The sequence below is a fragment of the Streptomyces sp. SLBN-31 genome (assembly GCF_006715395.1).
GTDB lineage: Bacteria > Actinomycetota > Actinomycetes > Streptomycetales > Streptomycetaceae > Streptomyces.
In genome coordinates this window covers 3,107,908-3,120,778 of the sequence record NZ_VFNC01000001.1, presented here as the reverse complement: position 1 = coordinate 3,120,778, position 12,871 = coordinate 3,107,908, and the positions used below count along the sequence as shown (strand labels likewise).

Here is a 12,871-nt window from a genome sequence, read left to right as displayed (position 1 = left end):
TCCCGGTTCCCCGCCAAGTTCTCCGCGGTGGGTGTTCCTCACGGCCAGCTTCTGATAGGAAACCTTCCTATCAGAGTGAAGTACGGCCAACTCCCCACCCCCCACTCCCCTTTGGAGCACCCGTGAGAGACGCTTCCGACGGCACCGCCGTCCACACCTCGCGCCGCACCCTCCTCGCCCTGTTCGGCGCCTCCCTGGCGGCGGCCCCGCTGCTGCTGCGCCCCTCCCACGCCTCGGCGTCCCCGGCCGCCGCGGGCTGCGTGGGGCTGGACGACCCCGCCAAGAAGGAGATCGCGATGAAGTTGGTGTCGAGCGCGGAGAACTCCTCGCTCGACTGGAAGGCGCAGTACAAGTACATCGAGGACATCGGTGACGGACGGGGCTACACCGCCGGGATCATCGGCTTCTGTTCGGGCACCGGCGACATGCTCGACCTGGTCCAGCTCTACACCGACCGCAAGCCCGGAAACGTCCTCGCCAAGTACCTGCCGGCCCTGCGCGAGGTGAACGGCTCCGACTCGCACGACGGCCTCGACCCGAACTTCCCCAAGGACTGGCGCAAGGCGGCCCAGGACACCGCGTTCCAGCAGGCGCAGAACGACGAGCGCGACCGCGTCTACTTCAAGCCCGCCGTCAAGCAGGGCAAGGCGGACGGCATCGGCACGCTGGGGCAGTTCGCGTACTACGACGCCATCGTCATGCACGGCGACGGCGACGACCCCACCAGCTTCCGCAACATACGCAAGCGCGCCCTGAACAAGGCGAAGCCGCCGGCGCAGGGCGGCGATGAGGTGACGTACCTCAACGCCTTCCTGGACGCGCGGGTGTGGGCGATGAAGCAGGAGGAGGCCCACAGCGACACCACCCGGGTCGACACCGAGCAGCGCGTCTTCCTGCGCAAGGGCAACCTGTGCCTGAACACGCCACTGGACTGGAAGGTCTACGGCGACAGCTACCACATCGGCTGACGCCACCGAAGGACCGGCCTCTATGGGCTCATAAACCCGGCTTATGAGCCCATAGACCGGACCCGCGTACCGACTTAGGCTTGCCTTAACTTAGGCTTCCTGTTCGAGTCGATCTTTTCGCCGCTCGAAGGGAACCTGATCATGCCCCGCCCCCTGCGGGTAGCCATCGTCGGTGCCGGCCCCGCCGGGATCTACGCCGCCGACGCGTTGCTCAAGTCCGACGTGGCCGCCGAGCCCGGTGTGTCCATCGACATCTTCGAGCGCATGCCCGCGCCGTTCGGGCTGATCCGCTACGGCGTCGCCCCCGACCACCCCCGCATCAAGGGCATCGTCACGGCCCTGCACCAGGTGCTCGACAAGCCGCAGATCCGGCTGTTCGGCAACGTCGACTACCCGAACGACATCAGCCTCGACGACCTGCGCGCCTTTTACGACGCCGTGATCTTCTCGACGGGTGCGACGGCCGACCGCGAGCTGCGCATACCCGGCATCGACCTCGACGGCTCCTACGGCGCCGCCGACTTCGTCTCCTGGTACGACGGCCACCCGGACGTTCCCCGCACCTGGCCGCTGGAGGCCGAGAGGGTCGCCGTGCTCGGCGTCGGCAACGTCGCCCTCGACGTGGCCCGCATCCTCGCCAAGACCGCCGAGGAGCTGCTGCCGACGGAGATCCCGCCGAACGTCCACGAGGGTCTGAAGGCCAACAAGGCGCTGGAGATCCACGTGTTCGGCCGCCGCGGCCCGGCGCAGGCGAAGTTCTCGCCGATGGAGCTGCGCGAGCTGGACCACTCCCCCACCATCGAGGTCGTCGTCGACCCCGAGGACATCGACTACGACGCGGGTTCGATCGAGACCCGGCGCGGCAACAAGCAGGCCGACATGGTCGCCAAGACGCTGGAGAACTGGGCGATCCGCGATGTCGGTGACCGCCCGCACAAGCTGTTCCTGCACTTCTTCGAGTCGCCCGTCGAGGTCCTCGGCGAGGACGGCAGGGTCGTCGGGCTGCGCACCGAGCGCACCGCCCTGGACGGCACCGGCAACGTCAAGGGCACCGGCGAGTTCAAAGACTGGGACGTCACCGCCGTCTACCGCGCGGTCGGCTACCTGTCCGACAAACTCCCCAAGCTGCCCTGGGACATCGACTCGGGCACGGTCCCGGACAAGGGCGGCCGGGTCGTCCAGGAGTCCGGCGAGCACCTTCAGTCGACGTACGTCACCGGCTGGATCCGGCGCGGCCCGGTGGGCCTGATCGGCCACACCAAGGGCGACGCCAACGAGACGGTGGGCAACCTGCTGGACGACTACGCGGGCGGCCGTCTGCACACCCCCGCCACGCCCGAACCGGCGGCCGTGGACGCGTTCCTGGCCGAGCGGAACGTCCGCTTCACCACCTGGGAGGGCTGGTACAAGCTGGACGCCGCCGAGAAGGCGCTGGGCGAGCCGCAGGGCCGTGAGCGCGTGAAGATCGTCGAGCGCGAGGACATGCTCCGGGAGAGCGGCGCCTGAGATCACGCGAGCCGGTGGGCTCACGCGTACGGATCGCGTGGCCCCACCGGTTTCTTCCGTGTCCACGGCGCGAACCGGCCCGTTCACCGCGGTCCGCGGAACCTCCGCCGTCGGGAGAACGTTCTCACCTGTGCGCGTACGACCACGGGGGCCGTACGGACACACGGGGGTGGGCGTGACTCGGGTGGTGGTCATCGGTGGCGGGATCGCCGGAGCGGCGACGGCTCTGGCAGTGCACAGGGCGGGGCTCGACGCCCAGGTGTACGAGGCGCATCCGGACGCGGCCGAGGACCTGGGCGCGTTCCTCACCCTGGCGAGCAACGGGATGCGCGCGCTGGCGGCGCTGGACGCCTCCGCGGCGGTGACCGCCCTCGGCTTCCCGCTGACCTCGATGCGGGTCCTGGACGGCACCGGTGCGCAGTTGGCGCGGGTGCCGCTCGGCGAGGCGGCCGACCCCCTCCTGCGCTACCGCTGCCTGCGCCGCGGCGACCTCGGCTCGACGCTGCAGGCGGAGGCCGTCCGCCGCGGCATCGCCGTCCGGCACGGCGCACGGCTGGTCTCCGTCGAGCACGGCACGGACGGCGTCACCGCCCGCTTCGCCGACGGCACTTCGGCGCGCGGCGACCTGCTGATCGGCGCCGACGGCCTGAACTCCGCAGTCCGCGCGACGTTCGCGCCCGCCGTCCGGCCGTCCTACGCGGGCCAGCAGGTCTTCTACGGCCGCACGTCCGCCGCGGGGCTGCCCGCGGGGGACGCGTGCATCACGATGGTGCGCGGCAGCGCGGCGGCCTTCGGCTTCGCGGTCTCCCCCGACGGGCAGACGTACTGGTTCGCGCGAGTGAGCGGCGACCCGCTGCCCGCCGAGGAGACCGGCGGCGGCACCCCTGCCGGATGGCGCGAGACCCTTTTTCCGCCGCTGCGCAAGGACGACACCCCTGCGGCGGACATCGTCGCGGCCACCGGCGACGACGTCCTGGTCACCAACGCGACCGAGGTCCCGCCCGGCAGCCCCTGGCGCTCCGGGCGCGTGATGCTCGTCGGCGACGCCGCGCACGCGGCCTCCCCGGCGACCGGCCAGGGCGCGTCGATGGCACTGGAGGACGCGGTGATCCTCGCCAAGTGCCTGCGCGACCTTCCGGACACGGACGCCGCCCTCGGCCGCTACGAGGAGCTGCGCCGACCGCGCGTGGAGCACAACACCACCGTCAGCGGCAACATCTCCCGCGGCGTGAGCTCCCCGTCCCCGGCCGGTCGGGGCGCCGCGCCCCCGCGCCCCGGGGAGGAGGAACTCGTCGGCCTGCTGGACTGGACGGCCGGTCTTCCCGCACGGCCCTGAAATCCCGTCAGCCTGTTACCGTCCCCCGGTGTTCACCCTCACCGAACCCCCTTTCTTCACTCGTCTGCACGACGCGCGGCGGGTCCTCGTCGTCGGCGCGGGCGGTGGATTCGACGTGTACGCCGGCCTTCCGCTGGCCCTCGCGCTGCGGTCGGCGGGCAAGGAGGTCCATCTGGCCAACCTCTCCTTCGCCGACCTCTACGGCCTCGACCTGGACGTGTGGCTGGAGGCGGACGTGGCGGCCGTCCGGCCCGACACCCCCGCGCGCGGCGACTACTTCCCGGAGCGCACCCTCGCCCGCTGGCTCGAACAGCAGGGGCTGCCGGCCACGGTGTACGCGTTCCCGCAGACCGGGGTCCAGCCGTTGCGCGCCGCCTACCGCGCCCTCGTGTCGCATCTGGGCGGAGTGGACGCCGTGGTGCTGGTGGACGGCGGCACCGACATCCTGATGCGGGGCGACGAGCACGGACTGGGCACGCCGGAGGAGGACATGGCGAGCCTGGCCGCCGTGAACGGCATGGACGAGATACCCCAACGGCTCGTCGCCTGCCTGGGGTTCGGGGTGGACGCCCACCATGGGGTCAATCACTCCCTGGTGCTGGAGAACCTGGCCGCGCTGGACCGGGAGGGCGTTTATCTCGGCGCGTTCTCCCTGCCGCGTGAGAGCCGGGAGGGTGCCCTGTACCTCGACGCGGTGGCCCACGCCCAGCGCGCCACGCCCGAGTACCCGAGCATCGTCAACGGCTCGGTCGCGGCCGCCGTGCGCGGCGACTTCGGCGACGTCCGCTTCACGGAACGGACCAAGGACAGCGAACTGTTCGTCAATCCGCTGATGTCCCTGTATTTCTGCGTGGACGCCGTCGGCCTGGCCCGCCGCAACCTCTATCTCGACCGGCTGGAGAACACCGCGTTGATGCGTCAGATCAGCACCGCCGTCTCGGAGTTCCGCGGCGGCCTGCCGCGTCAGCGGCCACCGCGGGCCTATCCACACTGACACGGCCGGGCAACCGGCGGCACGATTTCGGTGAACTGACCACACAAATCGGCCCCGTCGCATACGCTCCAGATTCTTCACGAAACATGCACACAGGGGGGAACTTCTCCATGCGTATACGTCTTGTCGCCGCGACCGCCACCGCCGCGGGCACGCTCGCCATCCTGGCCGCCGTCCCGGCGCACGCCACCGAGTACCAGTCCGCGCTGAAGATCAAGGGCGTCCAGTACGACGCGCCCGGCCGGGACTCCAACAACTGCTCCACCGGCAACACGGACGAGGAGTACCTGACGCTCAAGAACTACTCGTCCCACACGACCGTGAACCTCAAGGGGTACGTGGTCAAGGACAAGGCCGGCAACAAGTTCACCTTCACCCGCAACCACTACCTGCAGCCGGGCGACTATGTGAAGCTGCGGGGCGGCCACGGCACCGACTCGGACGCGCGCAACGTCGTGTACCGCAACAACTGCAACTTCATGTGGAACAACGACAAGGACACCATCTACGTGTACAAGTCCTCGGGCAGCGGCGCCGACTCGCACGCGTACACCAAGAGCGGCAACGACAGCGACGGCAACGGGTACATCACGTTCCACGGGTGACGGCGCAGGGCCGGCGAGTTCCTCGTACTCCCCCAGGGTGCGGGCGTGTTCGTCCGGCTGGGTCGGGGCGAGCGGTCGGGGACGACCGTATCGCCCCCTTCGCTCAGCGTGTCGCGAGGTCGCGCCTGGCCACGAGGGCGAGGGTCACCACGAGCAGGGTGAGCGCAGCCGTCTGCGCGAGCGCGCCGCCGACGAAGGCGGCGGGCAGGGGCAGGCCGAGCCACGGGGACAGGGCGGCCACCCGTACCGCCAGCAGAAGCAGGCCGAGCGCGGCCAGGGCCACGGCGCCGCCGCCGGTACGCGTCGAGTCCGCGCCGCGGGTCCGCAGCAGCAGCCAGCCCAGCGCGCCGAGGACGAAGCAGGTGGCCGGGGCCCAGGCCGCGTCGGCCAGGGCGGGCAGCACGACGAGCGATCCGCCCATCACCACGCAGCAGGCGGTGTAGAGCATGCCGGGGGTGCCCGCGGGCAGAGCGGCCGGCGGGGCGTCCCGGTGGAACGCGGCGCACAGGGCGAGCGCCGGCAGCCACGCCAGCAGCGCACTGGCGACGGCGTACCACGGCTCCGAGGGCGCCCATTCGGTCACCAGCGGCTCGACCAGCGGCCACAGGGTGGGCAGCGCGGCGAGCAGCACGGCCGTGCGGGCGAGACGCCGGCGGTCGTGGACGAGCGCGAAGAAGCCGACCGTCCACAGCAGTGGCAGCACCCACTGCGCGACCGCGACCGCGCCCAGCAGCGCGCCACGACCGGTGAACCCCGACAGGAACATGTCCCATTCGCGTCCGCCGTGCGTCGAGGACCACGTCAGGTTCATGATCCGGTCGACGACGGCGGCGGCCGCCTGCAGCAGGACAGCGAACAGCGCGAAGTGGCGCACGGCCGAGCCGAGCAGCGCGTACGGCCCCGGCGCGCCGGAGGCGGCCAGTCTGCTGCGCACGGCCAGGGCGGCCACGCTTGCGATCTCGCCCAGGGTGGGCCTGCTCTGGTCCTGTGTCTCGCGGTCGACGTCCCACAGGAACACCTCGACCATCTCCTCCTCGCGGTCCTCGCGGTAGTAGGCGGGGAGCAGGCGCAGCACGGTGCGGTAGCGGGCTTCGAGCAGGGTCGTCACGCCAGACCTCCTGCGAGTCCGGGACCGGTGGCGGGATTCGCGGCCGGGTTCGCCGGCTGCGTGGATGTCTTGCGGCCTTCGGCGATGCGCTGCCTGGCGGCGCTGGCTCCGGCGGCCATCCGCTCCGCCTCCGCGGCCAGGGCCCGCGTCCCGTCGTCGGTGACGCGGTAGTAGCGGCGGAGCCGGCCGTCGTGCACCTCCTCGCGGTCCAGCGCGATCAGCCCGTCCGCGGTGAGCCGGTCGAGCACGCCGTAGAGGGTGCCGACGCGCAACTGCACGTCGCCGCCGGACAGTTCCTCGACCTCACGCAGGATGCCGTAACCGTGCCGGGGCTGGTCGGCCAGGGCGGTGAGGACGAAGAACGCCGCCTGGGTCATGTTCCTCGATGCCATGTGGCCATGATATCTCGCCTTCCGATATATAGCGCGGCGGCGAGCAAGGCGGCGTGTCGTGGTGCGGGTGCGGACGGAACAGGACCCGCCCCAAAGCGGATGGTGGGCGGGCCCTGTTCGCGGCGCCATTGTGGCCGGACCGGTACCGCCAGGGGACGTGTGAAACACCGGCGCCTGAGGTGGAGCGCGCGCACCCCGAGTGCGCGGCCCGCGTCCCGTGCGCCCCACCCCGCATGATCTCGGCCGAGCGGCGCAGAGATACTGGTGTCCGCACATGCCCCCGCCCTCAGATGGACTCATGCGCACTTCCCCGACCGCACGCCCGACACCTTCGACCACCCTGTGGCTGGCCCGTGGCCGGCACACCGGCCCCGACGCGGCAGACGTCGTACGCCGCACACTCCAGCGGCTCACGAACAGCGAGATCCTCGACGACCATCTGGAGGTGCCCGGGTCTGACGGCGACGCCCGGCAGATCTTCGAGGCACGCTGGAAGGTCGCCGGGACGGTGACCGTGCGCGCCCGGCTGACACTGGCCCCGCCGGCCGAGGACGGGCGCGACTGGGTGCTGGCGGCTGAGGCCGAAAGCGCGTGGGACCAGGGATGGCCCTCTCCCGCGACGATGTTCTGGCCCGACGAGCCCGACGTCGCCTGGGACCACGAGCCCGACACCGGACTGCGTTTCCGCGAGGCCACCCATCTGCCGCCGGACGACGACAAGGAGATCCGGCGGCTGCTGAGGAGCTCGGTGCGCGGCGGCTGGAGCGTCAACTTCGTCGTGCACGAGGCGATGACGCCCGACGAGCGCGGCCGGCGTCCGCTCCACACGTTCCTGCCGCCGGCCCTGCGCCACCGCGTCCTGGAACACCGCGCCGCCCCCGAGCAACTGCGCATCGTCAACCGCGCGCTGCGCGAGTTCGGCGTGCAGGTCCCACGCGGCGGTGCCGTCGTGCTGCCACCGGACCCCGCCCCCGAGGGCTTCGAGGCGGAGGCCTTCTCGATCCGCACGGTCTTCCTCGACGGCTCGCGCCCGGACGAGCTCGTCGACGCGCTGACCCGTTACGCCGCCCTGCCCCGGCCGCTGCCCGACGGCGCGGAGGCGGCCGTCGCCGAACTGCGCGACGACTGGCGGCTGATGACGCTGGAGGAGCAGCTCGACCACGAGCGCAGACTGGTCGCCATGTACGCGGAGGCGCTGGAGGCCATGACGAAGTCGCGGGACCTGTACCGCGAGGCCGCCGAGCGCGCGCACGAGGCGCTGGCCGTCTACCGGGAGGCAGGCGTCGAGATCCCCGCACAGCCGCAACCCCCGGCGACGCCCGCGGCCGGCTCGCCCCTCCGGCAGCTGACGCGGACCTTCGAGCGCCTGAAGTTCTCGGCCAAGGCGCTGCGGCCCACGCCCGGCGCCGACCGGGAGACCGGGGAACCCGCCGGGAAGGGCACGGACGAGGGGTCCCGACCCGCGGACGGCTGACCCCTGTCGCTTCCCGGGGCGGACGTGTCAGCCGGCGCAGGTTGGATACGCGGTCTGGACGGCATCCGAGCCCGTCCCGGAAGGTCCCTCGCCATGGGCAGCAACCACAGCCTCCGGGCTGGACAGGGCACCACCAGCGGTCCCCACCAGTCCTCCATCACGCTGCGGGTCAACGGCAAACCGCACACCCTCACCGTCGACCACCGGCGCGTCCTGCTGGACGTGCTCCGCGAGGACCTGGGCCTGTTCGGCGCCAAGAGGGGCTGCGACCACGGCCAGTGCGGGGCCTGCACCGTCCTGGTGGACGGCCGTCGCGTCAACAGCTGCCTGCTGCTCGCCGTGACCCTGGACGACCGCGAGGTCACGAGCGTCGAGGGGCTCGCCGACGACGGGCAGGAGCTCCACCCGCTGCAGCGGGCCTTCCTCGACCGCGACGCCTTCCAGTGCGGGTACTGCACGCCCGGGCAGCTCTGCTCCGCCGTCGGCATGCTCACCGAGGCCGAGGCGGGGCACCCCTCCCGCGTCACCGACCCCGGTACCCCCTCCGGCCGGCCGGTCCCACTGGGCCGGGAGGAGATCCGCGAGCGGCTCAGCGGCAACCTCTGCCGCTGCGGCGCGTATCCGCGGATCGTCGACGCGGTCGAGGACGTGATCCCGTGAAGGCCTTCGCGTACGTACGTCCGTCGAGCGTCGAGGAGGCCACCGCCGCGTTCGCCTCCCTGCCCGGCGCCCGCTACCTCGGCGGCGGCACCAACCTCGTCGACCTGATGAAACTCGGCGTCGAACAACCTGCCGCCCTCGTCGACGTCGGCCGCCTCCCCCTGGACGCGGTGGAGGACCTGCCCGACGGCTCGCTGCGCGTCGGAGCCCTCGTCCGCAACAGCGACCTCGCCGCCCATCCGGCCGTCCGCGACCGGTACCCCGCCCTGTCCCTGGCCCTGCTCGGGGGCGCCTCCGGGCAGCTGCGCAACGCCGCCACCACCGGCGGCAACCTGCTGCAGCGCACCCGCTGCCCCTACTTCCAGGACGTGACCAAGCCGTGCAACAAGCGCGAGCCGGGCAGCGGCTGCGGAGCACGGGACGGCGTCCACCGCGATCACGCGGTCCTCGGGCACTCCGAGGCCTGCATCGCCACCCACCCGTCGGACATGGCCGTCGCGCTGGCCGCGCTCGACGCGCGCGTCGAGCTGTACGGCCCCGAAGGCACGCGGGACGTCCCCGCCGCCGACTTCCACCGGCTGCCCGGGGACCGTCCGGAGCGGGACACCGAGATCCGCCCCGGTGAGCTGATCACCGGGGTGCTGCTGCCCGGGTCGACGGCCGGGCTGCCGTCCCTGTACCGCAAGGCACGGGACCGGGCCTCGTACGCCTTCGCCCTGGCCTCCGTGGCCGCGGTGCTGGAGGTGGCGGACGGGGTCGTCGCCCGGGCCGGGATCGCGTTCGGGGCGCTGGCCCACCGGCCCTGGCGGGCCGGCGCGGCCGAGGAGGCACTGGTCGGCGCGGCGCCCACCGCGGCCGCGTTCGAACGTGCCGTCGACCTCGAGCTGTCCGCCGCCCGGCCCCTGCGGGACAACGCCTACAAGGTGCCGCTCGCCCGTTCGCTCGCCCTGGACGTCCTGACCCGGCTCGCCGAGCCCGCCAGGACCTGAACACCGGTATCCGAGGAGACCTCATGGTCCGCACCGCCGCCGTGGGCGCACCGGCCGAGCGCCGGGAAGGCCGGGAGAAGGTCACCGGCACCGCCCGCTACGCCGCCGAACACGTCCACCCCGGCCGCGCCCACGCCTGGCCGGTGCCCGCCGCGATCGCACGGGGCACCGTGACCGCCGTCGACACCGCCGTCGCCCTGAGCCGACCCGGGGTGCTGGCCGTCCTCACCCACGAGAACGCCCCGCGCCTGACCGAACCGGACGACCCGGTGCTCGCGGTGCTGCAGAACCCGCGGGTGCCGCACCACGGCTGGTTCGTGGCGCTCGTGGTGGCCGAGACGCTGGAGGCGGCCCGGGCCGGGGCCGCGGCGGTCCGGGTCTCGTACGACGCGCAGGACCACGACGTCACGCTCACCGAGACACATCCCGGCGCCTACGTTCCCGAGACGGCCAACGGCGGCTACCCGGCAAGCCGCGAACACGGCGACCCCGAGGGCGCCTTCGGCTCCTCGGCCGTCCGGGTCGACGTCCGCTACCGGGTGCCGCCGCTGCACAACCACCCCATGGAACCGCACACGAGCACCGCGCTGTGGGACCGCGACCGGCTCACCGTGCACACCTCCAGCCAGGGCTCGAACGTCGTACGCGCCACGCTCGCCGCCCTCTTCGAACTTCCCGAGGAGCGGGTCACCGTCGTCGCCGAGCACGTGGGCGGCGGTTTCGGATCCAAGGGCACTCCGCGGCCCGACGTGGTGCTCGCCGCGATGGCCGCACGGCAGACGGGCCGCCCGGTCACCGTGGCGCTGCCGCGCCGGTACCTGCCGGCCGTGGTCGGGCACCGGGCGCCCACACTGCACCGGCTGCGTCTCGGCGCGCGCGCCGACGGCCGGCTCACGTCCCTGATCCACGAGGTCACCACCCACACCTCCCGCGTCAAGGAGTTCGTCGAGCAGGCCGCCGTTCCCGCGCGGATCATGTACGCGGCACCCGACAGCCGGACCCTGCACCGTGTGGCGCCGCTGGACGTGCCCACACCGTCCTGGATGCGGGCGCCGGGCGAGGCCCCCGGCATGTACGCGCTGGAGTCCGCGATGGACGAGCTGGCCTGCGAACTCGGCATGGACCCGGTGGAGTTGCGGATCGTCAACGAGCCGGACAGGGAGCCCGACAGCGGCAAGCCGTTCAGCAGCAGGCATCTCGTCGAGTGCCTGCGCGAGGGCGCCCGCCGCTTCGAGTGGGCGCGCCGCGACCCGCGCCCGCGCTCCCGCCGCGCCGGACCGCTGCTCCTCGGCACGGGCGTGGCCGCCGCCGTCTACCCGGTCCTCGTGCAGCCGTCCACGGCGTCGGCCCGGGCCCTGCCCGACGGGACGTTCCTGGTACGGATCAACGCCACCGACATCGGCACGGGCTCGCGCACCATGCTCGCGCAGGTCGCGGCCGACGCCCTGGGCGTGGAGCTCGGACGGGTCCGCACCCAGGTCGGCAGCAGCGATCTGCCCCCGGCCTCCCTGGCCGGCGGCTCGTCCGGCACGGCCTCCTGGGGCTGGGCGGTGCACGACGCGTGCGCCCGGCTGGCGGCGGCCCTGCGCGGGCACACCGGGCCGCTGCCCGCCGAGGGTCTGGAGGTCCGTGCCGACACCGCGGGACGGGCCGGCGCCGACAGCCCCTGGGCCCGCCACGCCTTCGGCGCGCACTTCGCCGAGGTGGCCGTCGACACCGTGAGCGGCGAGGTCCGGGTGAGCCGGCTGCTCGGGGTGTACGCCGCCGGGCACATCCTCAACGCCCGTACCGCGCGCTCCCAGTTCGTCGGCGGCATGACCATGGGCCTCGGCATGGCGCTCACCGAGGGCAGCACCGTGGACGCCGCCTTCGGTGACTTCACCGAGTCCGACCTGGCGTCGTACCACGTGCCCGCGCACGCCGACGTGCCCGACATCGAGGCGCACTGGATCGACGAGGACGATCCCCACCTCAACCCCATGGGGAGCAAGGGCATCGGGGAGATCGGCATCGTCGGAACGGCCGCGGCCATCGGCAACGCCGTCCATCACGCGACCGGCGTGCGCCTGCGCGAACTACCGCTCACCCCGGACCGCGTGCTGAGCGCAGCCGCGTCGGGCCGGCCGTAGGGCGCGTTTCGACAGTCGGGCCCGCCCCGCGACGCCTGCACGCACTCCCCCAGAGGCACCCCCAGCCCCGTTGCCGTAACGCCCGAATGGCTCCGCTGTGAGGGAGGGCGTAGTTCGGCACTCTCGGGGCCGTCGACACGGTTGACGCGAGGTTACGTGCAACTACCACCTGTCACCACCGCACCATGTCACTCGGGTGCCCCGGGTGTGAACCGCCGCCGTGCGGCCGGAACGGCGGCAGGACGTACGAAGGGCGGATGCGGGAATCCGACTAGGGGGCGGGCCGCTCGGCGCGCCGGACGGAGGAAGATCCGTGGATACGACCACGACCGTGATCGTCATCGCCGCGGTCCTCGCGGCACTCGTGCTCGCGGCGGCCGTCGCCGTGCTGGTCCGCCTGGTGCGGACGCGGCGCGATCTGAGCAGAGCCGGTCTGCCGACCGGGCCGCGCTGGGTTTTCTGGGGGGCCGTCCTCTACTTCGTACTGCCGACCGACCTGTTGCCCGACCCGATATATCTGGACGACATCGGCGTCCTTCTCCTCGCCCTGCACAATCTGCGTGCGCCACTTCGCGGGATCTATGGCCACAAATCCCCCTTGACTACGCAGAGTAAGGAAACCAATCACCCGTTCGATTCGTATAAGTGACTGGAAGGGCAAGGCAGTCGGCGGACCAGCGCCGTCCCGGAGGGGGGACGGCCTGGTCGGC

Annotated in this window: 12 protein-coding genes; 10 read left to right on the top strand and 2 right to left on the bottom strand. The window is 72.4% G+C overall.

Annotated features, from left to right (window positions below):
* Window positions 1-122: 122 nt before the first annotated feature.
* The 5 genes from FBY22_RS14395 (at window position 123) to FBY22_RS14375 (ending at window position 5,409) form a co-directional block, all read left to right on the top strand.
* Window positions 123-968 carry a chitosanase gene (locus tag FBY22_RS14395; protein ID WP_142145706.1) on the top strand — a complete coding sequence of 282 codons (846 nt, stop codon included), beginning with the start codon at window positions 123-125 and terminating at the stop codon, window positions 966-968.
* 141 nt (window positions 969-1,109) lie between these two features.
* Window positions 1,110-2,474, top strand: coding sequence for an FAD-dependent oxidoreductase (locus tag FBY22_RS14390; protein WP_142145704.1), 1,365 nt, complete (start codon window positions 1,110-1,112; stop codon window positions 2,472-2,474).
* Between the two features lie 175 nt (window positions 2,475-2,649).
* A complete protein-coding gene (locus FBY22_RS14385; RefSeq protein ID WP_142145702.1) occupies window positions 2,650-3,810 on the top strand; it encodes an NAD(P)/FAD-dependent oxidoreductase in 1,161 nt (386 codons plus the stop codon).
* Window positions 3,811-3,838: 28 nt separating this feature from the next.
* Window positions 3,839-4,804 (top strand): DUF1152 domain-containing protein, encoded by a 966-nt coding sequence (locus FBY22_RS14380; RefSeq protein ID WP_142145700.1) that lies wholly within the window; start codon window positions 3,839-3,841, stop codon window positions 4,802-4,804.
* 110 nt (window positions 4,805-4,914) lie between these two features.
* Window positions 4,915-5,409 carry a lamin tail domain-containing protein gene (locus FBY22_RS14375; RefSeq protein ID WP_142145698.1) on the top strand — a complete coding sequence of 165 codons (495 nt, stop codon included), beginning with the start codon at window positions 4,915-4,917 and terminating at the stop codon, window positions 5,407-5,409.
* Between the two features lie 103 nt (window positions 5,410-5,512).
* Here FBY22_RS14375 and FBY22_RS14370 read toward each other — a convergent pair whose 3' ends face one another.
* Window positions 5,513-6,517, bottom strand: coding sequence for a hypothetical protein (locus tag FBY22_RS14370; RefSeq protein WP_142145696.1), 1,005 nt, complete (start codon window positions 6,515-6,517; stop codon window positions 5,513-5,515).
* Window positions 6,514-6,894, bottom strand: coding sequence for a PadR family transcriptional regulator (locus FBY22_RS14365; RefSeq protein WP_142147621.1), 381 nt, complete (start codon window positions 6,892-6,894; stop codon window positions 6,514-6,516). Before FBY22_RS14365 ends, FBY22_RS14370 begins: the two co-directional genes overlap by 4 nt.
* A gap of 313 nt (window positions 6,895-7,207) precedes the next feature.
* On the opposite strand from FBY22_RS14365, the gene FBY22_RS14360 reads away from it, so the two are divergent.
* The 5 genes from FBY22_RS14360 to FBY22_RS14340 all read left to right on the top strand — a co-directional run bounded on the left by FBY22_RS14360 (window position 7,208) and on the right by FBY22_RS14340 (window position 12,810).
* Window positions 7,208-8,383 carry a hypothetical protein gene (locus FBY22_RS14360; protein WP_142145694.1) on the top strand — a complete coding sequence of 392 codons (1,176 nt, stop codon included), beginning with the start codon at window positions 7,208-7,210 and terminating at the stop codon, window positions 8,381-8,383.
* Window positions 8,384-8,476: 93 nt separating this feature from the next.
* Entirely contained in the window at window positions 8,477-9,043 is a 567-nt protein-coding gene (locus FBY22_RS14355; RefSeq protein WP_142145692.1) for a (2Fe-2S)-binding protein, read from the top strand.
* Complete coding sequence (locus FBY22_RS14350) at window positions 9,040-10,032, top strand: xanthine dehydrogenase family protein subunit M (RefSeq protein ID WP_142145690.1); 993 nt, start codon at window positions 9,040-9,042, stop codon at window positions 10,030-10,032. Before FBY22_RS14355 ends, FBY22_RS14350 begins: the two co-directional genes overlap by 4 nt.
* Window positions 10,033-10,055: 23 nt before the next feature.
* Window positions 10,056-12,161, top strand: a complete 2,106-nt coding sequence (locus tag FBY22_RS14345) for a xanthine dehydrogenase family protein molybdopterin-binding subunit (RefSeq protein WP_142145688.1) — start codon at window positions 10,056-10,058, stop codon at window positions 12,159-12,161.
* A gap of 313 nt (window positions 12,162-12,474) precedes the next feature.
* Entirely contained in the window at window positions 12,475-12,810 is a 336-nt protein-coding gene (locus FBY22_RS14340) for a YkvA family protein (protein WP_142145686.1), read from the top strand.
* Window positions 12,811-12,871 lie beyond the last annotated feature (61 nt).